The organism is Gilvimarinus gilvus (assembly GCF_030518155.1).
GTDB classification, from domain to species: Bacteria; Pseudomonadota; Gammaproteobacteria; order Pseudomonadales; family Cellvibrionaceae; genus Gilvimarinus; species Gilvimarinus gilvus.
Genome location: NZ_JAULRU010000610.1, coordinates 15,130 through 36,877, shown reverse-complemented (window position 1 = coordinate 36,877; position 21,748 = coordinate 15,130). Strand labels below are relative to the sequence as shown.

General features: G+C 52.5%; 24 protein-coding genes. 16 read left to right on the top strand and 8 right to left on the bottom strand.

Annotated features, from left to right (window positions below; genetic code table 11):
• Positions 1-42 precede the first annotated feature (42 nt).
• Together QWI17_RS15095 and QWI17_RS15090 are read right to left on the bottom strand one after the other, a co-directional pair.
• On the bottom strand, positions 43-414 hold the full coding sequence (locus QWI17_RS15095) for a DUF4112 domain-containing protein (RefSeq protein ID WP_302723358.1): 372 nt from the start codon (positions 412-414) through the stop codon (positions 43-45).
• Positions 415-430: 16 nt separating this feature from the next.
• Positions 431-1,078 carry a DsbA family oxidoreductase gene (locus QWI17_RS15090; RefSeq protein ID WP_302723357.1) on the bottom strand — a complete coding sequence of 216 codons (648 nt, stop codon included), beginning with the start codon at positions 1,076-1,078 and terminating at the stop codon, positions 431-433.
• Positions 1,079-1,490: 412 nt separating this feature from the next.
• Between QWI17_RS15090 and QWI17_RS15085 the strand changes: the two genes are divergently transcribed.
• From QWI17_RS15085 to QWI17_RS15075, 3 genes are all read left to right on the top strand, one after another.
• Positions 1,491-2,132 (top strand): hypothetical protein, encoded by a 642-nt coding sequence (locus QWI17_RS15085; RefSeq protein ID WP_302723356.1) that lies wholly within the window; start codon positions 1,491-1,493, stop codon positions 2,130-2,132.
• A complete protein-coding gene (locus QWI17_RS15080) occupies positions 2,129-2,626 on the top strand; it encodes a hypothetical protein (RefSeq protein WP_302723355.1) in 498 nt (165 codons plus the stop codon). The genes QWI17_RS15085 and QWI17_RS15080 overlap by 4 nt, the downstream gene beginning before the upstream one ends.
• Positions 2,627-2,774: 148 nt before the next feature.
• On the top strand, positions 2,775-3,566 hold the full coding sequence (locus QWI17_RS15075) for a transglutaminase domain-containing protein (RefSeq protein ID WP_302723354.1): 792 nt from the start codon (positions 2,775-2,777) through the stop codon (positions 3,564-3,566).
• A gap of 130 nt (positions 3,567-3,696) precedes the next feature.
• Here the strand turns inward: QWI17_RS15075 and QWI17_RS15070 are convergent, their stop codons facing one another.
• Together QWI17_RS15070 and QWI17_RS15065 are read right to left on the bottom strand one after the other, a co-directional pair.
• On the bottom strand, positions 3,697-3,879 hold the full coding sequence (locus QWI17_RS15070; protein WP_302723353.1) for a DUF6435 family protein: 183 nt from the start codon (positions 3,877-3,879) through the stop codon (positions 3,697-3,699).
• 85 nt (positions 3,880-3,964) lie between these two features.
• Positions 3,965-4,789 (bottom strand): DUF2306 domain-containing protein, encoded by an 825-nt coding sequence (locus tag QWI17_RS15065; RefSeq protein ID WP_302723352.1) that lies wholly within the window; start codon positions 4,787-4,789, stop codon positions 3,965-3,967.
• 173 nt (positions 4,790-4,962) lie between these two features.
• On the opposite strand from QWI17_RS15065, the gene QWI17_RS15060 reads away from it, so the two are divergent.
• Genes QWI17_RS15060 through QWI17_RS15050 form a run of 3 tightly spaced genes read left to right on the top strand, consistent with a single transcriptional unit; the run spans position 4,963 to position 7,317 of the window.
• Positions 4,963-6,207 carry a sensor histidine kinase gene (locus tag QWI17_RS15060; RefSeq protein ID WP_302723351.1) on the top strand — a complete coding sequence of 415 codons (1,245 nt, stop codon included), beginning with the start codon at positions 4,963-4,965 and terminating at the stop codon, positions 6,205-6,207.
• Positions 6,171-6,881, top strand: a complete 711-nt coding sequence (locus QWI17_RS15055; RefSeq protein ID WP_302723350.1) for a response regulator — start codon at positions 6,171-6,173, stop codon at positions 6,879-6,881. The genes QWI17_RS15060 and QWI17_RS15055 overlap by 37 nt, the downstream gene beginning before the upstream one ends.
• The gene (locus QWI17_RS15050) at positions 6,868-7,317 is read left to right on the top strand and encodes a hypothetical protein (RefSeq protein ID WP_302723349.1); all 450 of its coding nucleotides are present in this window, start codon (positions 6,868-6,870) and stop codon (positions 7,315-7,317) included. The genes QWI17_RS15055 and QWI17_RS15050 overlap by 14 nt, the downstream gene beginning before the upstream one ends.
• A 69-nt stretch (positions 7,318-7,386) precedes the next feature.
• On the opposite strand, the gene QWI17_RS15045 is transcribed toward QWI17_RS15050, so the two are convergent.
• From QWI17_RS15045 to QWI17_RS15035, 3 genes are all read right to left on the bottom strand, one after another.
• Positions 7,387-9,603, bottom strand: coding sequence for a carbohydrate-binding family V/XII (locus QWI17_RS15045; RefSeq protein WP_302723348.1), 2,217 nt, complete (start codon positions 9,601-9,603; stop codon positions 7,387-7,389).
• A 380-nt stretch (positions 9,604-9,983) separates the two neighbouring features.
• Positions 9,984-10,295 (bottom strand): hypothetical protein, encoded by a 312-nt coding sequence (locus tag QWI17_RS15040; RefSeq protein ID WP_302723347.1) that lies wholly within the window; start codon positions 10,293-10,295, stop codon positions 9,984-9,986.
• Between the two features lie 30 nt (positions 10,296-10,325).
• On the bottom strand, positions 10,326-10,883 hold the full coding sequence (locus QWI17_RS15035) for a PilZ domain-containing protein (protein ID WP_302723346.1): 558 nt from the start codon (positions 10,881-10,883) through the stop codon (positions 10,326-10,328).
• Positions 10,884-11,033: 150 nt separating this feature from the next.
• Here QWI17_RS15035 and QWI17_RS15030 point away from each other — a divergent pair, with 150 nt between their 5' ends.
• From QWI17_RS15030 to QWI17_RS15020, 3 genes are read left to right on the top strand one after another with little or no spacing between them, the layout of a single operon-like run.
• Positions 11,034-12,272 (top strand): lipoprotein-releasing ABC transporter permease subunit, encoded by a 1,239-nt coding sequence (locus QWI17_RS15030; RefSeq protein WP_302723345.1) that lies wholly within the window; start codon positions 11,034-11,036, stop codon positions 12,270-12,272.
• Complete coding sequence (gene lolD / locus QWI17_RS15025) at positions 12,265-12,978, top strand: lipoprotein-releasing ABC transporter ATP-binding protein LolD (protein ID WP_302723344.1); 714 nt, start codon at positions 12,265-12,267, stop codon at positions 12,976-12,978. Before QWI17_RS15030 ends, lolD begins: the two co-directional genes overlap by 8 nt.
• Positions 12,962-14,203 carry a lipoprotein-releasing ABC transporter permease subunit gene (locus tag QWI17_RS15020; protein WP_370659605.1) on the top strand — a complete coding sequence of 414 codons (1,242 nt, stop codon included), beginning with the start codon at positions 12,962-12,964 and terminating at the stop codon, positions 14,201-14,203. Before lolD ends, QWI17_RS15020 begins: the two co-directional genes overlap by 17 nt.
• Positions 14,204-14,222: 19 nt before the next feature.
• Here the strand turns inward: QWI17_RS15020 and QWI17_RS15015 are convergent, their stop codons facing one another.
• Positions 14,223-14,753, bottom strand: coding sequence for a DUF2062 domain-containing protein (locus QWI17_RS15015; RefSeq protein ID WP_302723342.1), 531 nt, complete (start codon positions 14,751-14,753; stop codon positions 14,223-14,225).
• Between the two features lie 130 nt (positions 14,754-14,883).
• Here QWI17_RS15015 and QWI17_RS15010 point away from each other — a divergent pair, with 130 nt between their 5' ends.
• The 7 genes from QWI17_RS15010 (at position 14,884) to murB (ending at position 21,745) form a co-directional block, all read left to right on the top strand.
• Positions 14,884-17,160 carry a DNA internalization-related competence protein ComEC/Rec2 gene (locus QWI17_RS15010; RefSeq protein WP_302723341.1) on the top strand — a complete coding sequence of 759 codons (2,277 nt, stop codon included), beginning with the start codon at positions 14,884-14,886 and terminating at the stop codon, positions 17,158-17,160.
• Between the two features lie 174 nt (positions 17,161-17,334).
• A complete protein-coding gene (locus QWI17_RS15005; protein ID WP_302723340.1) occupies positions 17,335-17,964 on the top strand; it encodes a MotA/TolQ/ExbB proton channel family protein in 630 nt (209 codons plus the stop codon).
• A 14-nt stretch (positions 17,965-17,978) separates the two neighbouring features.
• Positions 17,979-18,404: an ExbD/TolR family protein gene (locus tag QWI17_RS15000; RefSeq protein ID WP_302723339.1), complete on the top strand. Its 426-nt coding sequence runs from the start codon at positions 17,979-17,981 to the stop codon at positions 18,402-18,404.
• Positions 18,405-18,408: 4 nt separating this feature from the next.
• On the top strand, positions 18,409-19,449 hold the full coding sequence (gene lpxK / locus QWI17_RS14995; protein ID WP_302723338.1) for a tetraacyldisaccharide 4'-kinase: 1,041 nt from the start codon (positions 18,409-18,411) through the stop codon (positions 19,447-19,449).
• The gene (gene kdsB / locus QWI17_RS14990; RefSeq protein WP_302723337.1) at positions 19,446-20,213 is read left to right on the top strand and encodes a 3-deoxy-manno-octulosonate cytidylyltransferase; all 768 of its coding nucleotides are present in this window, start codon (positions 19,446-19,448) and stop codon (positions 20,211-20,213) included. Before lpxK ends, kdsB begins: the two co-directional genes overlap by 4 nt.
• An 8-nt stretch (positions 20,214-20,221) precedes the next feature.
• Positions 20,222-20,701: a low molecular weight protein-tyrosine-phosphatase gene (locus tag QWI17_RS14985; protein WP_302723336.1), complete on the top strand. Its 480-nt coding sequence runs from the start codon at positions 20,222-20,224 to the stop codon at positions 20,699-20,701.
• Between the two features lie 24 nt (positions 20,702-20,725).
• Positions 20,726-21,745, top strand: coding sequence for a UDP-N-acetylmuramate dehydrogenase (gene murB / locus QWI17_RS14980; protein WP_302723335.1), 1,020 nt, complete (start codon positions 20,726-20,728; stop codon positions 21,743-21,745).
• Positions 21,746-21,748 lie beyond the last annotated feature (3 nt).

The following is a 21,748-nucleotide window of genomic DNA, read 5'->3' as shown; positions in this document are numbered from 1 at the left end:
CTTTGATTAAGGAATGCATCTATTCGAAATAATAGTTTCGCATTATTGACTCTCGGTGTCGTTGGCTTCTAAAAACTCTCGAACCAGTTTCGTGTTGCGCGTATTGGCTTTGTAGAAGGCATCGAATACATCGCCTACAACTGGGATTAAACCGCCGAAAAAGTCTATCGCTATATTGGCAAGGATGCGCAACTTGACGGTGCGCGTGGCGCCAGCCCGCTGCGCTTCAATCAGCACATAGCTTGCAAGCAGTAGACCTGCAAGGTCCCCAATAACGGGTATCAAGCCAATAATGGCCTCAAGGCCAACACTAAAGCGAGTGAAGGGAATTGGCACACTGCTGTCGGTAAGGCGGCTGAAGGTGTCGAGCCGCGCCAGAATCGCTTGCTGTTCTACTTTGCTGGGTCTGGGCATACCTATCCGCCTTTAGCTACTCAGTTTCGGCGCTGATGTTATTAAATGCTTGTGCCAGAGTTTCGGCTTCCTGGGCGCCGGATATCAAATATATTTGATTGATGATAAACGCCGGTACAGCGGTCACGCCGGCGTGCTGGTACGTCGCTTCATCGTTTCGCACGGCTTGAGCATAGCTGTCCGAAGCCAAAATGTCGCGGGCCCGGGTTGCGTTCAGACCAATGGCCTCAGCGCATTGCACCAGAACGTCGTGATCAGACACGTTTTCAGCTCTGCCAAAATAGGCCTCAAACAGTTCCTGTTTCATGGCGGTTGACTTGTCTTCGTCGTCGGCCCACTTGACCAAACGGTGGGCGTCGAAGGTGCTACAGGTAAAGCGCTCTTGCAGTTTGTCAAAGTTTACGCCCAATTGCTTGGCAATTTTCATCATCTGCGTCTGGCTTTCACGCATTTCCGCTTCCGGACGGCCGTACTTACGGGCCAGAGCCGGCAATATGGGCTCACCTTCGCCATTGTGATCAGGGTTTAACTCAAAGGCATGCCACTGCACATTGAATTCATAGTCATTTGCCACACTTTTCATAGCTTGTTCCAGGCGTGCATAGCCGATCGCGCACCAAGGGCAGGCTATATCGGAAACGATATCGATTTGAATGTTGTGCATAAAGCTTCTCGCTCTTACGGCTGAGGCCTACAATGTGCAGTCATAGCCACACGGTTAGTGTGTTTCAAGGGTATCATCTAAGACCACTGCAAAGAAAATCGACGTGTTAGGGGTTGCCGAACAACAGCGAATATCAAAACCTCAACAGGTTTAGCAAGCTTGTTGGTGGCAGCTCCAGATGGTGGTGCCAACGCTCGCAAGTTGTATAGTATTCTCACTCTACTTTCGGGGTAGAATTCAGAGCGAATGTTGATGAAGGCGTCGTTTGCGTTAACACGGGTGTGCTTTTACAAGAGTTTTGTAAGTACCGCGCGACGGGTTTTGGGAAACGCGTAGGCGGTTCTATCACAGCAGAGCCAATATACTTGGGGCTCAAAGTGCAGAGTTATAAATACAGAGGGATTATTACCGTATGTTCAAGCAACTACCTACTTTTTACCTAATTCACATAATTGTAGTGATCATTTGCATCGCTTGTTTGCTAATGAATGGGCCTATGCGCGGTGGTTTTCCGATTGATAATACCGTCGCCGATAGAATGGCATTTATTGCCGACAATGGTTTGGTCTGGACGCTTTCTTGGTCTGTATGGATGCTGTCGGCGTTAGGGCTTTTCGTGTTTTGTGCCATTTTGGCCGATAACTTGCGGCTTACGCTATGGCGCACTATTGGTTTGGCATTGGTGGGGATGGGGATAGCTCCGGATTTAATCGCCGAAGTACTGTACGCTTTTGTGATGCCTAAAATTGTAGCCGGTCACTTGGGTGTTGAACTGTTTTCCTTAATCGAAGTTATTGCGATGCATTTAACCGGCTTTTTGGGCAACGGCCTATACAACTTGGGTGGCATGTTGTTGACGTGCTTGGCGGTTCGTGAAAATGTTGTTAAAGGTTGGGTTGCCGCCTGGGGCCTACTGGCTTGGTTTTTGGGACTGATGTTGTCGCTGTCGGTCGGGATTGGCTCCATCGCATTAGCCGAAATATTCACCGCAGCGAGTATGGTACTTAGCACTTTGTGGATGCTTATATTTGCACATAAGGTACTTAAGGCGTGAACGAGTATACTCTTGTCAAACTGGTGCACCTCGGCGCTTTGATTTTCTGGTTAGGACCAGCACTAGGCGCATGGTTTGTGTTTAAAGCGGTTGAAGATAGTGAATATTTGGCAGGCTCAGCCGGACATAAGGTGAGCCGCGTATTCTTCTACACCATTGTGTTAGAGCATATTGCTTTCGCTGTACTGTTAGCGACAGGTTTTTACATGGCCCTTGATTACGGGTGGCTGGGGGCAGAGTGGTTATCGCAAAAGCTCACCATCGTGATGCTGGTCATTGTTCCTCTGGAAGTGGTTGATGTTGTGCTCGGTAATTGGCTCGCCAACAGCGCCACTAAAAAACTGTATGCCGGCGCTGTTTTGAAGCCTTGGGAGCAAGTCGGTTTGCGTTTGTACCACGGAGCTTTTACCAAGCTGGCTCTTTTAATTATGCCCCTGGCAGTTATAGCCGTGATGTATTTAGCGATTGGCAAGCTGGAGTTTACCCTCTGGTGAGCCTTGTTATAGCGCGCAAGATTTGCCACAGGGCCCCGTCTTATTGTTACAGCGCCATTACCCATACCTGCTATTCCCCTGTATGCTGTAGGTAGGTGCGTAACCTTTGGCACCGTTTTGTTTGCTCATATTTTGGGGAGAGTCTCGTATGTGGTTGCGCGCCAGCTATGAATTGCACTTTGACATTACCTTTCCCACGCCGTTTATTTTGATGTTGCGCCCGCGCAGTGGGGCGCAACAGTGGATTGCTCGCGAAGAATACGCGCTTTCTCCTCAGTTACATGTGGACGAATTCAGTGATTTATTCGGAAACCTTTGCCAGCGGTTGGTGGCGCCGGTGGGGCCGTTTTCGATCCGAACTCAAGTAGAAGTTCTCACTATAGATGCCGTGGATCGCTGCCCAGGGGCGGAGTTCGTCGAAATACAGAACCTTCCTTACGGAGTTCTAAATTACCTGTTACCCAGTCGCTACTGTGAGGCGGAGCAGTTCAATCATATGGCGCAGGAAATTACGGCGGGACAAACCCTCGGTTACGATCAGGTGGCCTGCATTGAAGCCTGGTTGCGCCGGAACATTAGCTATGAGCCCGGCAGTGGTGATTTGCCGGTATCGGCGGTGGGCGTTAATATCAATCAGGTGGGTGTTTGCCGTGATCTGTCGCATTTGGGCATTGCATTGTGTCGCGCCCTGAGTATTCCGGCGCGTTTGGTGGTGGGTTACCTGGAAGGGCTTGTGCCTATGGATATGCATGCCTGGTTTGAAGCTTACGTGGGGGATCGCTGGTATACCTTTGATGCTACCCCCACCACGTCACCCGGTGGCTATATCGCCATTGGCTATGGCCGCGACGCGGCAGACGTTGCGGTATTTAACCAATTTGGCCCGCCTGCCTACCCCCTAAGCCAGATGGTTCACGTAGAGCAATTTACCCCGGAGTAGCGCTCGCGGGTGTCCCCCATTTAACGCTTGCACCTACTACCTCTAACGACTCGTTCGTGGTAAGAGAAGGCCGAAAAGCTAGGCGAGCACTTTGGTTGATCGCGCATTGTTTTAATCTGGTGTCGCCACCTTAGTGCTGCACTTGTTCCGCCTGAATAGCCTCAATTTGTGCCCGTACCTTTTCAGCCTCTTCTGTGAGCAGGGAGTAGGTTTTTATATCCCCGCTGCGCTGGGCCAGCATGGCCTTCTCTAGAATCGCCTCGTAGGATTTTTGCAGCTTCTTAGTTGGGTCTTTGCGTAAAAACGACAACATACATGGGCCTTGTGCGTTAAAGTGTGAGGCTAGATACGTGCCAGAGTAAGGATTGGTTTACCCATATTACAGGATTTGGCCTGTATCACATTCTTGGCAACCAAAGCCCCATGGTTGCGGCAAATATTCCCAGGCACATAAACAGTGTTAATGCGCTGAGCGTTATCACGTAGGCAATTTTTATATTTGGGCTTGCTTGGCGCTGGCAGTGAAAGTACCACTCGAGCATAATCAGTGGCAGCAAATACTGAGCGAACCCGAGCACATAGAGAAAGGGCCCTGTGAAGGTTTCCCAGTGGATGCCAATGCCGCCGGTTAGCATGGCCCAGCCCATTAATCCAACCCGAAAAAACCAAACAGCGCTGGCTACCATAAACAAGCGCAGTGCCCAGCGGCGGTGTTGATCAAATTGGCGCTTCAACGCACTGCGCAACGCCAATATTCCAAATGCGATAATTAGCAAGCCGTCACCTGAAATGCCTATATGAGAAATGAGATCGCCGATGTTACTCCGCGTCCAGGTCATATATAAGCCGCCAATGCTGCTAGTGATTGCTGCAACTAGATAGCTGCGCCCCAACCAGCGGTGAAACCTAGGGAAGCCTTGCCGTACGGCAGGTATGAGCTGCAGCGGGCCTCCACCAATAATAATCGCGGCCAATAGGACGTGACTGACTGCCGCCAGGTTGCCTAAATGTTCACCTTCGCGAAACCCCGATGGCAAGTGCATACCCTGCAATCCTTCCAGCCCTTGTTGAGCAATGGGCGGATAAAATACCGCGAGAATGTAAGCAAGAAATATCCAGTGCCCCAGTGCTGCCAACACAAACCAGCCCTTCGTGCTGAACGCCACCGCTCGTGTAGTGAATTGGCTCGTGGTGAGGTTGCTGTGTAATGCTAGTTCGCTCATTATTCTGCTCCTGATAAACACTCATGAAGGTTTGAGCATATTGAGCCTTGGTTTATATTTACACATCGCCCGCATGTCGGAATTTGATCTCCGCCAAAAGTATGAGAAAGCATGATGCGGTATCCCTCTAAATGGGCATGACAGTCTGAGCAGCCTTGGACTAGAATTTATCAATGCAAGAATCTTTGTCTTTGTTTATACGCCGTCTTTTTAGCCCGCATGGGCCCGACGCCACTTTGTGGCGGCCTTGGCGCGGGCCTTTTGAGCGCTGGCCTCACGCCACCGATTTGCTGATTGCACTAAGCTCTCTTTTTCTAAATTTATTAATGTGGTCACGCGGTAGTTCAGGCGATGTTATGGCGCTCCAGAGCCTGCCCGATGTCGGCGTGTATTTGTGTGCGTTTGTGGCGAACTTTGCCTTGCTGTGGCGCCGCAGTTATCCATGGCAGGTACACGGTGTTGTGCTGTTAGTATCCATTTTGTTGTATCTGGTGGCGCCGGTGCATGGGGTCGTCGCCTTGGCCTTTTCTCTGTACAGCCTGGGGCGATATGAGGCCAACAATCAAGCCAGTGTGCTCGGCGCGTTTGTAGCGTCAATGTTTGTGGCCGTGGATTTACTGCTGGTTAATACTGCTAACGCCGGTGGCGCTATTGCCGCGATACTGGTATTGGCCCTTTGGTATTTTGGTCGAAGATTGCGTTTTCGCGGTGAGTATTTACGTTTGCTGGAAGAGCGGGCCCGGTATTTGGAGCGCGAGCGCGACCTTGATGCAGAGCGCGCGGTAATCGCAGAGCGCGCCCGTATTGCTCGCGAGATGCACGATGTGGTTGCACACCAGGTAAGTTTAATGACGGTACAGGCCGGGGCGGCGAGAACCATAGCCCCAAGTGACGTAGCGGCTGCCAGCGAAGCCATGGCCTCGGTGGAGTTGGCGGGGCGACAAGCATTGTCGGAGATGCGTCACTTGTTGAGCCTCATGCGGCCGGATGATTTGGAAGAGCCGATTGACCCTCAGCCTGGCATTGGCGATTTAACAAATCTCGTTCGTCAGGTTAGCGATGTGGGTCTGGAGGTAGAGTTAATCACTTTAGGTGATGTGTCTGCTTTGGCTGCTCGGCTTGAGTTGACTATATACCGTATCGTTCAAGAGGCCCTCACCAACGTTATCAAGCATGCGGGTGCACAAGCAAAAGTGGTTGTGACTCTGGATGGCCGGAATGAGGATCTTGAATTGACGATTATGGACAATGGAGGCTTCACCAAGGGGGTGAACAAGAGTGGTCACGGCATTGTAGGCATGCGCGAGCGCGTTGCTTTGCTTGGCGGATCGTTTAGTGCGGGGTTCAAAGCGAACGCCGGGAGCAACAATGGTTTTGAAGTATGCGCGATCTTGCCGCGCAAGTTAAAGGAGACGTAAGCGTGCGCGTTTTGGTGGTAGATGATCAGGCACTGGTTCGGCGCGGATTTGCATTGGTGTTGCAGCACGAGGGTGATATCGAGGTGGTGGCCGAGGCGAGTAATGGTCTTGAGGCCGTTGCCGCAGCCAAAAAGTATCGACCGGATATTATTTTAATGGATATTCGGATGCCCGAGCTAGATGGTCTGGAAGCAACCTCTCAAATTTTGTCAGAGGCGAGTGTCAATACACGCGTCATTATTCTTACCACCTTTGATCCTGATGAATATGTTTATCGCGCCCTGCGTGCTGGCGCCAGTGGTTTTGTATTGAAGGACATACCACCTGAGGATTTGGTGAACGCTGTGCGCACTGTCTTCGAGGGGGGGGCTATGCTTTCGCCCACCATAACCCGCAGGTTAATCGGTCAGTTTGCTCAACATATGGGCGTGGGGCGCGAGCTGAGTGAACGCTTAGCGCGACTTACCGCGCGAGAGCGCGAAGTGCTTCAGGCTCTCGCGGTGGGGAAAAGCAATTCAGAGATTGCCGAGGCCCTGTTTATTGGCGCCGCGACTGTTAAAACTCATGTCTCTAGTTTGTTGGCCAAATTGGAGTTACGCGATCGTGCCCAGGCGGTGGTTTTCGCCTATGAGTGTGGACTGGCGAAAGTGGGGGGCAGCCATGTCGCCTTTTAACAGAGCAGACCCCCAATCCGGCAATGGGCTGTACCAGTTGGCCGCTGCCGGTGGGTTTTTACTGGGGTTGTTTCTTCTGGCCGGGGCAACCGGTCACCTAAGTGCTGTATGGGCTACGGCGCTTGGCGCTGAACATAGGTTTGCCGCATCACAGCTGTCGCTGTTACTGCCCGGATTAATATTAGCACTGGCCGCCGGCGCCAATTTGTTAACCTGCCGAGCGTTGTGGCGTTCAAGGCGCTGGGCACTGCACGTCGTGTTTGCCATCAATGCCATCGCCACACTGTATTTTGCTTACTTACTGCAACGCGGAGTGCCGGGCCACCCCATTGGCTTTTTTCTGGCGGTTACCGCCAGTCAGTTGGTTATCATAACGTCTATAAAATTGGGGCTGCTCTGGCCCGCTGAACGCTCCAGCGAGCAAGCGGATACCTGACCACTTTGGGTGCGCACCAATACAGCCACTGCTGGACTTTTCGCGTGTGAAAAGCCCAGCTGTAAAGAGCTAACGGCGGAAGCCGCCACCGCCGCGCACCGGCATTTGTCGGTTCATGGGGCGATTCATTGAGCGGTTCATACCGCGTTGGCGCGCACCAAAATCACGATTAAGGCCACCGCGGTCCAGTGTGGGGCGCGTGCTTGGTCGGTTGTATTGCCTGTCCCTTTGCAAGTGATTGTCAAATTGCGGGCGAGGCATTTCTTTGCTTTGGCTGCCGATATTGTCGTGTCTTTGCGGAATACGCTCTTCTTGAATGGTGAGGTCCTGATGATTATTCCAACTACCATTATCACGAGTTTGCCAATTATCGCCAACTTTGCGGGCGACGTTGCCGTGTTTATCGGCAAACACATTGTTGTCGCGTGTGTTTAGCGTTTTAGCTTGTTTAAGGTGATTGTGAATAGTAGCGGAGCTGGCATTGCGTTTTACATTGCCTGGGCGTTGGTAAATATTTTTTGCCTGTGTCTTGCGTTTAATGGAGGTGTTGTTTAACCGGTTGTTGACGTTAACGCGGTTGCCTACATTGATGTTGTTGCCAATATTGATGTTGCCGGTATTGATCACGACAGGAGGGCGGTAGCCGCCACCATACCAGCCATGACAACAACCCCAGGGGCGATACGGGCCGCTCCAGCCGCCGCCCCAGCTCACCCCAAAACTAAAAAAGCCATTGCTCCAGCTCACGCCGTAATTCCAGCCGGTCCAGGGGTTATAGCCTACATTGAATCCCCAGGTAGGTGGGCGAGGGTAGTACGTTGCGCCCCAGTAGGGAGGGTAATACCAGCCGGTACCGTAGACGGGCACGCCGTAATAGGGGAAAGACCACAAATAGCCGGGCCGATAACCCACATAAACAACATCGGGTGTCGAGTCATACACTTCTACGTACGTTGTGTTGTAAACCGGTGAACTCGGTGGAATTTGTTTGATTTTTTCGCTGGGAACATTGTCGGCCACTGTCCATGGGCCGGTCGCCTTATTCGACTCGAACCATACGCCGTTGTCTACCGCGTAAAAGTGATTGTCTATTTTTAAGACTTGCGCGCCCGTATTGACAGCGTAAGCGACGGTAGTGCCGTCAATGCTCGCAAATTCCGGCTTGCCATCGTAGCTTACCTCCAGCGTCGCTTCACTGCGCTTGACCGCCGTTGTTTGCGGAATGGCGGCATCAAGCATGGCATCTTCGGCCTCATCGGTACCAGCGACTGCGGTACGCACTCCGCCAATATCTGAGTCTGGCGGAATCTCGCTAAAGCTTTTGGGCAATTGATCGGGGCGAGCAAATTGCCAGGGACCATTTTCATTGTTGGCGCTGAACCACCGCCCCGACAGCAGCAAGTACATTTTTCCGGCTTCAATGTCGCGCAACCAGGGCGTTTCAGTATTTTCAACATAGAGCAATTTGCCACCCGCTAAACTCTTCCAGCGGGCCTCACCTTGCGTGACGATAAGTTCGGTGGGCTGCGTTGCGACAACGATAGCAGGCGCTACTGCACCCTCCGCTGGCTTTTCTTCCGTTTTGGGTAGCATTTTCACCAAATCGGCTGGCGGGTTGGTTATGCTGGTGTAAGGGCCAGTAGGCTTGGCGGCGCTGTACCAAAAATTGCCACTGCTCAGATACGTTATTTTACTTTTTTTATCGCGCACCACCACAAAGGGGGAATTTAGAGCGCGCTCATAGTGGCTATTTTCGACGTCACTAAATCGCGGCTCGCCGTCGAACATTAGCAGTACCGAAAGCTCGTCGCGAAACAGAATAACCGGAGCGTCGGTTTTCAACTCGGTTAGGCTTTTTTGTTCAATCTCGGCACTTTCCAGGCTGGCTGACAGCGCGTCAAGGCTTGCCACAAAGCCCGCCTGGGGAAGGGCCGATTCAACCACTTCGGTGAACCTTGCCTCGTCGGCCTCGCTGGAATCTGGCCAGCGTACTTTCGTCACTTTAAGGTCGCGGACGAACACAGTGCCCGCGTCTTGATTAGTGTCTATCCGCGCGTTAAACCAAAAGGCACCGAAAATGGGGGCGGGTTGACCCTTCAGTTCAAGCGACATGGCGGCTCGCCCGCTAAGGCGGTTGCCTTGCATAGATTCTGGTTGTGGTTGGTAGACGACAACAGAGCCTTCTTTTGCGGTAATTTGCTGTGGCCAGTCAATGGCATGCACGCTAAATGCACTCAACGCTAGACAAAGCATTGCTACCCATTTAATACCCATAGTCCCTTTCATTCCATCGCCTCTAAGTCTCAACGTAGTGGGGTCAGTTTAACAGGTTTCATCGTGTGTGGCGGCAGGCGTGAGCTTTAGAAAATACGCCTGGCATTTCGGTTATTTGAATAAAAACCCAATAATCACGGCAGAGCAGGGGCTAGATCAGTAACTCAGGCGCAGTGGTGCCAGAGGGTGAAATCGCAGACTATCTCTCGACATATAATGTCTTACGTTACTGTGGGTGATGAATGCTTAGTATTGGTGGCCGATTTTCCGCATGCAACCAATTTAATTAGCGTTGCAGATAAGGCGTTATACCGAGCTAAGTCTGCGGGTCGTGATACGGTCGTTGTGGCTGGCACGTAGCCTGTTAAATATGCTGCTGGCGTACTTTACGGCTACGAGGCAGGATCTACTGTCGGGGTAAATTTCACCACCGAGTGGATGACCCAATCGTTTTCAAAATACACCACAAAGTTAGAATATTCCCAGCGATAAATGGCCGGTTCCCCTACCGGACCAGAGGTGTTGTCGGGATCGCCAAATTGCTGAATTACCCGGGCTTTTGTATGCCCTTTGTCGGGAGTGGTTATACTCGCCTGTTTGGTTTGTTCGCCTATCGGAATTTCTACCACATCGGCGCGTGCAGTTGCACACAGGGACATCAGCAGGGCCCAGGGGAGTAGTGTATAAAGAGGTAACCGTTTCATAGCGCAATTCCTAGGTGGAAGGGCGCAATGTCAGGTTTTATTGCTGCGGATCGACTCCATTTGGGATCGCATGATCTGCTGGCTAATTTGCTGACGTTGCGCGCTGTTTTCGTAGCGGAATTCTGCCGCAATTTGGTAGCCCTTGTCTGGATCTGGTTCACATCGTGTAATTTGACCATGCAATGCGATTGCCATGGTTGGATGAGCAAAAATTAGCATCAAAGCGACCCAATCATCGATCTTGACCGCTTGTTCGCCGATAAAACTGAGCCCACCTTCGCTGATCGTGATCTCACCGTAATCACCCTGTGATTCGGTACTGCTGGTTAAACAGTAAACGGCAAGCACGTCGATTTTGCGCGACATGACGTGTAAGTATTCACCCAGTGCCCGGTCGCTGTCTTTGATTTGCTGCTGTAATTGCACGGCCTCACCGTCGAGCTTTTTAAGCTCGGCCATGGCTCGGAGTACAGGACTGGCGGAAAAGTGACTCGCCGGATCTTCCTGGTGAGTCGGCTGGGCGGTCAAAACGGCCATATCGATATTGGCCTGTACATCTATTCGGAAATATTCGCGACGGTCATCCACTGTTATTTTCTCCGCAAACATCGAGCGCTTGCACATTCTATTTACTCAACAATAGCACATGCAATCGTCGCTGTAATGGCATGCGATTGGCACTTTAGCCGCTTGTGATGGTCTCTTGTGGTCGTAACGTCATTAGGGTTAAATGCGCGAATGCTAAAAAATGTACCTCTTATGATCGGCTTGCGCTACATTCGCGCCAAACGTCGGCACCAGTTTATCTCCTTTGTCAGCGGTTTTTCGCTGGTCGGGATGGCGCTTGGGGTTATGGCGTTGATTATAGTGCTATCGGTGATGAATGGCTTTGACCGCGAGATGAAATCGCGGGTATTACAGGTTGTTCCCCACGGTTTCATTGAGCATAAAGCGGGCTTGGACAACTGGCAGGCATTGCGCCAGCAGCTGGTTGAGCACCCTGAAGTTGTAGGCGCGGCTCCCAGTATCAATGGTTTTGCCCTGTTAAGTCGGGGTGCTCGCACCACAGGTGTCGAGTTCTCAGCCATACACCCGCAGTTGCAACCGGAAGTTTCGAAAGTGGCACGCAGTATGATTATGGGTAGCATTGAGGACGTAAAACCCGGCGAGTTCGGCGTGGTACTGGGCGTATTGTTGGCACGAAAGCTGGGGGCAATGCCGGGTGACAAGGTGACCTTGACGCTGCCCGAAGTACGCATTACACCCGCTGGCGTTTATCCCAGAGTAAAGCGCTTTACGGTAAAGGGTGTGTTTGAGGTAGGTGCGCCCGTCGATCAGCAATTAGCGCTGGTTCATCTAGATGATATGCAGCGCTTGCAACGGCTGTCGTCACCTACAGGTCTTCAGGTTGAGGTCACTGATATTTACCGGGCAGGAGAGGTACTTGCGCAATTAAAGCCGTTTTTACCGGACGAATACGAAATATCTGACTGGAGCCATTCTCAGGGCAGCTTGTTTCAGGCGGTGAAAATGGAAAAGATGATGGTTGGGGTGTTGCTTAGCACAATCATTGCTGTTGCTGCGTTCAATATAGTTTCGTCACTGGTTCTGATGGTGTCCGATAAACGCTCGGATATTGCTGTGTTGCGTACCATGGGACTTACCGCTCGTCAGGTTGTCGTCATCTTCTTGGTTCAGGGCGTGGGAGTTGGCGTTTTGGGTATCGGTATTGGCGCCACTCTTGGCGTTTTAGGTGCCTTGTATATCAGCGACTTGGTTACCGGACTGGAAAAGCTTGTGGGCTTAAAGGTATTCGACCCTAATGTCTATTTTATCAGTGAGATTCCCTCGCACATGTATATATCGGATGTCGCGGCCATTGCCGTCACAGCGCTGTGTCTGAGCTTTTTGGCGACTGTGTATCCCGCCTGGCGCGCTGGGCAAATCGAACCCGCAGAGGCTTTACGTTATGAGTAGTTCACCCGCACTAACCTGTCGCGATGTCGTAAAGGCCTATCGTCAGGGGCCAGAAGCCGTTCAGGTATTGCAGGGGGTGAACCTGACAGTGGCCGCAGCCGAGCGCGTAGCCATTATTGGTGCGTCCGGTTCGGGAAAGTCGACTTTGTTGAATATTCTGGGCGGGCTGGATACACCCGACTCCGGTGAGGTAACGGTTGCCGGCAAAATGCTGTCGACACTCAGTGCCGATGCGCGCGGAAAATTGCGCAATCAGGCGTTGGGTTTTGTCTATCAGTTTCATCATTTGTTGCCTGAATTTACCGCTCTGGAAAATGTGGCCATGCCCTTGGTGATTGGCAAAATGTCGCCTGCCCAAGCGCAGCAAAAAGCGCGTGCAATGTTAGCGAATGTTGGTCTAAAAGAGCGGGTTGGCCACAAGCCGTCGGAGTTGTCGGGCGGCGAGCGGCAGCGAGTCGCCATTGCCCGGGCATTGGTTACCGAGCCCGCCTGCGTGTTAATGGACGAACCTACCGGCAACCTGGATACCCATACGGCAGCTGATATTCAGACCTTGATGCAAACATTGAATACCCGCATCGGGATAAGTTTTATCGTCGTTACTCATGATCTGGAGTTGGCCTCGCAGATGGATCGCACACTTACCCTGCACGAAGGGACTCTGGTAGAAAGTCAGCCCGCTACAACGGATGCTAGTGGTGTTTAATCGGTTTACGCTGTCGGTAGGCGCACGCTACGCGCTATCGCGCGGCAGTAGCCATTTGGTGAGTTTTATCTCTCGCATGTCGGTTGGCGGCTTGGTTATATCGGTAGCGCTGTTGATCATGGTGCTGTCGGTGATGAACGGTTTTGACCGGGAATTGCGCCAGCAAATCTTGCAACTTATGCCGCAGGGCACAATCTATAATCGCGATGGCATTGAGAATCCTCGGGCTATCATGGCACAAATTCAAAGCCATCCGCAGGTCACCGCCGCGGCGCCCTTCGTTAACCTGGAGGGGTTGCTCAATGCCCGCGGCAATGTTGTGCCGGTGCAAACTTATGGTGTTGAGCCGGAACTTGAGCAAGCCGCTTCTAATGTTGGGCGGTTCCTGCGCAACAATAGGTTGATGGCGCTTGCCGATAACCCGCGTGCGGTTATTCTGGGCGCTGCCTTAGCCGCAAATCTCAACGCGGACGTCGGATCGCAGATAACCTTTATTGTCCCCCGCGGGGAAGCGCGCGGCAGCCCTAATACGATGGCTCTTACCGTGGTGGATATATTTGATTCCGGTACGGAAGTGGACCAGCATCTGGCGCTTATGAATATAGTCGCGGCGTCTAAGATGACCGCGCACCCAGGCAAGGTGAGTGGCATTAGGTTTAACGTCAAAGATTTATTTAGCGCCGGGCAAACCGTGCTTGAAATTTCCTCTCAATTACCTATGGGATATTACGGTCGCGACTGGATGCGCACCCACGGGGATGTTTATCAGGCTATTCATATGTCGAAAAAGCTGGTGGCTTTGTTGCTGCTGTTGTTGATCGGTATTGCCGCGTTTAACCTGATTGCAACTTTGGTGATGGTCGTCGTGGATAAGCAATCCGATATTGCTATTTTACGCACACAAGGCGCGCGAGCTCGCGATATTGTAGGCATTTTTATTGTCCAGGGGGCCATTATTGGGGGCGTTGGAACTGTGCTGGGAGCGATTGTGGGCGTGCTCCTATCGCACGGAGTCACCGCAGGTGTTGCGGGCCTCGAATCTATCTTGGGAATGCAATTTATGCACTCCGATGTGTACCCGGTAAGCTACATGCCCTCGCAGGTACTTTGGTCGGACGTGGCGTATATTTGCGGTTCTGCTCTGGTGTTGAGCGTGCTGGCGAGTATTTATCCAGCATTGAAGGCTGCCCGCATATTGCCGGCCGAAGCGTTGCGGCACGAGTAGCGGGCTCGGGGTAGGTTTTCTATTCGCTATCGCGTGATTTGCGACGGAGCTTACGGTGCTCCCAAGCTCGCAGCACATGCCAGCGCCAAAACAGCTGCATGGCAATGTAACTAATACCGCCGAGTATCAGACCGGTAATGATCGAGCCTAGCATCAGAGGTTTCCATATCAGACTGAACTCCTCCATAAGCCAGGCCCAATTGTGCTCAGAGCTGTTGGCCAACGTGGGGGCATCGAGAATCCAGCGCCCGAGTTGGTAGGTGGCAAAGAAAATGGGCGCATAGGTGAGGGGGTTGGTAATCCATACCAGTGCTAAGGTGATGGGCATGTTACAGCGCACCCAGAGCGCGCATAGGGCGGCAAGCACCATCTGCCCCGGAACCGGCAGAAATGCGAAAAATACCCCAAAAAAGAAGGCCAGCGAAACCGAATGTCGGTTTAAGTGGAACAGATTAGGGTCGTGGAGCAGGTCACCTAAAAACTGCAGGGCTGGTTTTTCTTTGATGGCGGCAGGGTCAGGTAGATAACGTCGAATTACCTTGCGAGCCATGTGGTTACTTCATCACCTCAAAAGTGCGCGCATTCTACCCGTAAATGGGCAATGTCGCTATCTCTCATTCTAGCGCGAGCCTGCAAGACTGCTACACTACGGGCAGGATTCAATGTATTCAAGGATGAATATGTACCCCTTTGCCCTCACATTTATTGGCAGTCTGTTGGTGGTGGCTTTCGCCCCCGCTTTGCCTCCTTCGAGCCTACTCTTCGTCAGCGTTTTTACGCTGCTTACTCTGTCCTTTTGCTGGCCGCAAGCCAGGCCATACCTGCTGGGGCTTTGCCTGGGCTGGGTACTTGCGGTATGGCACGGCACTTCACTGGTCGAAAATCAGCTCGCGCAATCGAAGGTGGGGCAAGACTTAAACATTACCGGTAAATTGGCCACCACCGCGCAGCGGCAAGGCCGCCGCTGGCGTTTCGATTTTGCCCCGGAGTCGCCAGGTTTGCCGTCATTGGTGCAGGTGAGCTGGTATGAGGCACCGGCATGGGTAGCGGACATACAAAAAGGCGATCAACTGCATCTGGTGCTGCGCTTAAAGCGCCTGCGCAGCTTTGTTAATCCGGTCGGATTTGACTATAAACTATGGCAACTTCGACGTGGGGTGGGCGCTGTTGGTTATGTGCGAAGTGGGAAAAAAGGCGCGTCAGCAATTCCACATCGCGCGACGATTAAAGATCGCCTGAGTGTTTGGCTTAACCGGGCGCCGATACACAATCGCGATGTCTTGCGAGCGCTCTTATTGGGTGATCGCAGCGAAATTTCCGAGCAGCGTTGGGTGTTGTTTCGCCAAACTGGCACTAATCACCTAATGGCAATTTCTGGGCTGCACATCGGTTTGGCAGCGGCAATGGGGTATGTGATCGGATTATGTATAGGACGTGTTGCATCGCTATGGCTACCCTGGCCTGCGGTATTCTGGGGTTTTGTAGGGGGCGGAATAATGGCGGCAGGCTACGCCGCACTGGCTGGATTTGCCTTACCTACACAGCGCGCGCTGGCGATGTTGTTGTTATTTTATTTTTGGCGCTGGCGAGGCACCCCGATACCTGCGTTGCAGATACTAGTGGCCGCTCTGGTTATTGTCGGGGCGCTCGACCCGTTGGCAGTGGTAGATGCGGGTTTGTGGCTGTCCTTTGTGGCTGTGTTTGCACTGGTCTTGATATTCAGTGGGCAGAGTTTTGTTAAAGCCAACCGGTGGTTGCCTTGGGTGGGATCGCAGTTAGCGGTATTTGTCGCGCTGCTGGTGCCGCTACTGATTTTCTTTGGCGAGTTTTCTTGGGTAGCGCCGCTGGCAAACATTCTGGCTATAGCCTTGGTGAGCTTTTGGGTGGTGCCTGCGCTGTTTGTCAGTGCGCTATGTTTCGAGCTGTGGCCAGGCCTGTCTGAGCTATTGCTGCAGGGGGCCGACTGGGGTTTACAGTTGCTTTGGTGGTGGCTTGCGACGCTCGTCGATACCGCGAGTCGGTTTGGATTGCCTGCTACTGCCCAGATTAAGCTTGCCGAGGGAGCGTTGCCCGCACTTGCTATGGCGTGTTTACTGTTGCTATTACCGAGAGCGTTTAACCTCAGGCCACTGGCCATGATGTTGCTGCTGGTTGTGATCTCTGTCCCCAAGGTTCGCGAGCCATTATTTGCAATGACTGTGCTTGATGTAGGGCAGGGGTTGGCCGTGGTGGTGCGTTCGCAAGATAAAACTCTGGTTTATGATACCGGCCCCTGGTTTGGCGAAAGTTTTAACGCTGGCGCCGATATTATTGCTCCGTTTTTGCAAGCAAAGGGGGCTGCAAACGTTGATGTGTTGGTGGTATCTCACGCTCACCGCGACCACGCCGGAGGGGCGGCGGGGTTGATTGAGCGTATGCCGGTTGCGTCTTTGTTAGTTGGTGAGTCATTGCCGTACCTGTCCGCGCAAGACGAGGGGCGAGCGCGATCCTGCCATCAGCAGACACCCTTGCGGCTTGGCGAGGTAGAGCTAACGTTTGTTGCGCTGCCCGGGCAAGGTCGCGCGGACTTAACCGGCAATAATGCATCGTGTGTAGTGTTGGTTCGCTGGCGGTCGAAGCAAATTTTGTTGCCGGGTGACATTGAAAATCCGCTGGAGGCGGCGCTGGCACGTGAGCTGGGAAGTATTGATTGGATTGTAGCCCCACACCATGGCAGTCGCAGCTCATCCACTGCTGTTTTGCTGGATAAGCTGCAGCCTGCGCACGTCATCTTTTCGACCGGTTTTAACAATCGTCATAATCATCCGCATCCAGACGTTGTCGCGCGCTATGAGCAAAATGGGGCCCAATCTTACAACACCGCGACCGATGGCGCTGTACAAATAATCGGCAATAAGCATGGGGAACTTGTTGCACAGCGCTGGCGTCATAGAGATCGACGTTACTGGCGCAATTGATTGAGTTGAATGCATTGCGCCGATATTCGTGTGACGGGCAGCTGCAGTGGTGCACAGTGTGAACCGGCGCTATAACCCAATGGCGCGGGACTGTGATAGGCTACAGCCTTTGCAAATCGGGAGTCTGGCGACAGTTCTTCCCCGACAATAAACGGAACCAAGAGGGTTTGCTGAGTGTTTGAAGTGATTGCCGCTGGTGGTTGGTTAATGCTGCCGATCATCCTATGTTCTATCGCCGTTGTGGCAATCAGCGCTGAGCGCTACTGGAGTTTGAATCCGAATAAGATCGCACCGCGCCATCTGTTGGCCCAGGTGTGGGGCTGGATTAAAAACAACGAGCTCAACGCTGAGCGTTTAAAAGAGTTAAAACAATCGTCGCAGTTGGGTGAAATTCTGTCGGCAGGCCTTTCCAACTCGCGTTATGGTCGTGAGATTATGAAAGACTCCATTGAGGAGGCTGCCAACAAAGTTGTCCACGAGCTCGAGCGCTTCGTCGGGATATTGGGCACCATCGCAGCGGTAACGCCGCTTTTGGGTTTGTTGGGAACCGTGCTGGGCATGATTGAGGTTTTTAATGCAATTATGATTCAGGGTACGGGAAATGCTGGTGTTCTGGCCGGCGGTATTTCCCAGGCATTGATTACTACCGCTGCTGGCTTGTGTGTCGCAATCCCGGCAATGATCTTCCACCGCTACTTCCAACGACACATCGATTCTTTGGTGGTGACAATGGAAGAAGAGGCGATTAAATTGGTGGATGCGCTGCACAGCGATCGCCGTGTCGATGTTAAGACCAAGAGCTGAGCGAGGAATCGACTGTGCAGTTTCGCAGACAATCGCGCGATGAAGACTCGATCAACTTAACGCCACTGATTGATGTGGTGTTTCTGCTGTTGATTTTCTTTATGGTATCGACGACTTTCACCAAAGAAACTCATTTGGAAATTGACTTGCCTGAAGCTGTCGGCGAGACCGCCCCCGAAGCGGCCGACCCACTGGAGGTGTTGATCAGCGCCGAAGGTGGATATACCGTCAATGGCAGGGTGTTGGTGAACAATCAAACGGGTACGTTAAGTGCGGCCCTCACTGAGGTTGCTGCAGGTGATACCGACCAGCGCTTAATTATTACCGCCGATGCCAAAGCATCTCACGAGTTTGTTGTGCGAGCCATGGATACCGCCGGCCAGTTGGGCTTTGTTAATCTCAGTATCACCACCCGCCGCCCTGAGGCTGCTACTGAATAACCCTATGAGCAATGACCAAGAAGCGCGCTGGCTCGATGCTTGGTACGGCGGTAAGCGGTGGGTCTTTTGGCTGTTGCCATTAGAGGGGCTCTTTCGCGTCATCAGCTTTGTTCGTCGTGCTTTCATCCGCCGCTTTAGGCAAAAAAAATTACCCGTACCTGTCATCGTGGTGGGAAATTTATCTGTCGGTGGAACCGGTAAAACACCTGTGATTATTGCTCTGGTGAACCACCTGCAGACGCGCGGTTTTAAAGTGGGCGTGGTCAGTCGTGGCTATGGTTCGCGCGCACCGGAATACCCTTATGTGGTTACAGCAGCCTCCAGTGCAGAACAGGCCGGTGATGAGCCACTTTCTATTTGGCGAGCAACAGGGTGCGCGGTGTGTATTGATGCCAATCGTGTAGCCGCCGCTCGTACCTTGGTGCAATCCGGTTGTACGGTGCTGCTCAGTGACGACGGTCTGCAACATTATCGGTTAGGGCGAGACATCGAAATAGCGGTATTGGATGCCGCGCGCGGTATGGGTAATGGCCACTGCCTTCCGGTTGGCCCGCTTCGCGAAGCGCAGGCCAGGTTGCAAGAAGTTGACTTTGTCGTGGCCAATCAAACGCAACTGGATGGTGAGGTGGCGGTAGCACCGGGCGCATACCATATGCGCTTACAGCCCAGGCATTGGTTTCGGGTTAAAAACCTCGAACGGTTAGCTTTGGACGCGGTTCCGTCTGGCAGTCGGGTCCATGCTGTAGCTGGAATTGGCAACCCCCAGCGCTTTTTTGACACATTAGCGCGGCTCAATTTAGCACCACAGCCACACATATACCCCGACCATCATGCATTCACAGCGGCCAATTTTTCGTTTAATACGCGCTTGCCGGTAGTGATGACCAGTAAAGACGCCGTAAAATGTCAGAGCTTTGCCAAGCCCGATTGGCTGGCTCTGGAAGTGGAAGCCGTTATAGATAAGAAGTTTTGGCCGGCTTTGGATGCAGCTTTGAGTGCGTTGAGCGGTTCACAACAGGTCACAGCGAAAGGTTCGAATTTATGAGTTTTACTGTCGTTATTCCCGCACGCTTCGGTTCTACCCGGCTGCCGGCTAAGCCTTTAGCGAAGATTGGTGCCAAACCTATGATTGAGCATGTGTATAGGCAGGCGCAATTGAGTTCCGCCAGTCGGGTGCTGGTGGCCACCGATGACGAGCGGGTTGGGCAGGCCGTAGAGAGCTTTGGTGGAGAGGTGGTTATGACAAGAGATGATCACGTATCCGGTACAGACCGGTTGCAGGAGGTGGCTGCACTTTTACGGCTGGGCGATGATGAAATTGTCGTTAATGTGCAGGGCGATGAACCGCTTATACCCCCTGAGGTGATTGATCAGGTAGCCGCCAATTTGGCGCAACACACCAAGGCCAGTGTCGCCACGCTCTGTGAGCCATTGGCAAATTATAGCGAGTTCCGCAATCCTAATATTGTGAAAGCCGTTGCTGATATACATGGTTATGCCTTGTACTTTTCGCGCGCGCCTATTCCCTGGCCGCGCGATGACACTAACACTGCAAGCGAAGCGGCATTGCCGGCGGACTTCCCCGCTCGCCGTCATATAGGATTATACGCTTATCGCGTATCCCTGCTTAACCGCTTTGTCACATGGCCACCGGCCACACTGGAGGCGACCGAAAGCCTTGAACAGTTGCGGGTACTTGCCTATGGCGAGCATATTCATTTAGCCGATACAGTTGCCAAAGTTCCGGGCGGGGTAGATACCCAGGAAGATCTCGAACGCGTGCGTAAGGCCTTGGCTGGCAATGTATAGGAGCCCCGATGACCGTTAACGTATTGTTTGTATGTCTTGGCAATATCTGCCGATCACCTACCGCCGAAGGCTTGTTTAAAGCTGAAATTGTTCGCGCCGGGTTAGCGGATGTCATTGCAACCGACTCGGCCGGCACAGGCGGCTGGCATGTGGGCAACCCGCCGGACAAGCGAGCTATTAAAGCGGCTGCCGAGCGCGGCATTGATATCAGTGTATTGCGAGCGCGTCAGGTACAAGGGCGGGACTTCGAGAAATTTGATTATGTGCTGGCAATGGACCAGTCTAATTTGGCTGATTTGAAACGGTTACGTCCCGGTGATTACACGGGACAATTAAACCTGTTTCTTGATTATGCCGATAACGTGGGGGAGAGCGAGGTGCCCGATCCTTATTATGGGGGGGATGAAGGTTTTGAGCATGTTCTCGATCTTATTGAACAGGCATCAAAGGGGCTGTTGCTCGATATTCGACAGCGCTATCTAAGTTAACGGATTACCCCTGAAGGATACATTTTGCCACTGTTTTTGCCCGAATTTAATCTCGCCCGCGTTAACACTTTGGCCTCGCCAGTTAACGCTAAGGCCTATGTTGCCGTGCAGAATATGACGGAGTTGGTAGAGGCTATCAAGTATGCCAGTGAGCACGACTGGCCGATTCTACCCCTGGGCGGCGGCAGCAATATTGTGCTCACCAATGATTTCCCCGGGTTGGTTATTCACCTTAAGCTGCAGGGCGTGCAACTAGAGGCTGAGAGCGAACAAGCAGCTTGGGTAAGAGTGCAGGCTGGAGAGAACTGGCATGACTTTGTAGTTCACAGTCTGCTCATGGGTTGGTACGGTCTGGAAAATTTGTCACTGATCCCGGGCTCCGCGGGCGCAGCGCCAATCCAAAATATTGGCGCCTATGGCGTGGAGCTGGAGTCAGTGTTTGAGGAATTGACCGCGCTCGATATAGGCAGTTGTTTACCGGTGACGTTTACCCGCGAAAGCTGTGGTTTCGGGTATCGCGACAGTGTATTTAAGCATCGGCTCCGCGATCGCTATATTATAACCAGCGTGCTGTTAAAGCTTAGCAAGCTTCCGCGGCTCACGCTGCAGTACCCTGCGTTGCGAGACCGTGTCGAATCACTTCCTGCGGAGCAGGTTACTCCCGAGCGGGTAAGCGCGTTGGTGTGTAGTATACGCTCCGAAAAATTGCCGGATCCTGACGACATACCCAATGTCGGCAGCTTTTTTAAAAATCCGGTTGTCGGGAGCGAGCAATTTGCTCAGTTGCAAAGGCAGTGGTCGGATATTGTGGGCTACCCCCAACCCAATGGCAGGATAAAGCTTGCCGCCGCCTGGTTAATTGATCGGGCCGGGCTCAAAGGAATGGTCATGGGGGCGGTAGCTGTGCACGATAAGCAGGCGCTGGTATTGACTAACCCAGGCCGGGCAGTGGCTTCCGAGATAATCGCACTTGCCACCAAAGTACAGAATACGGTGCTGGAGCAATTTGGCGTCAAGCTGGAAATAGAACCGCGGGTCTACTGATAA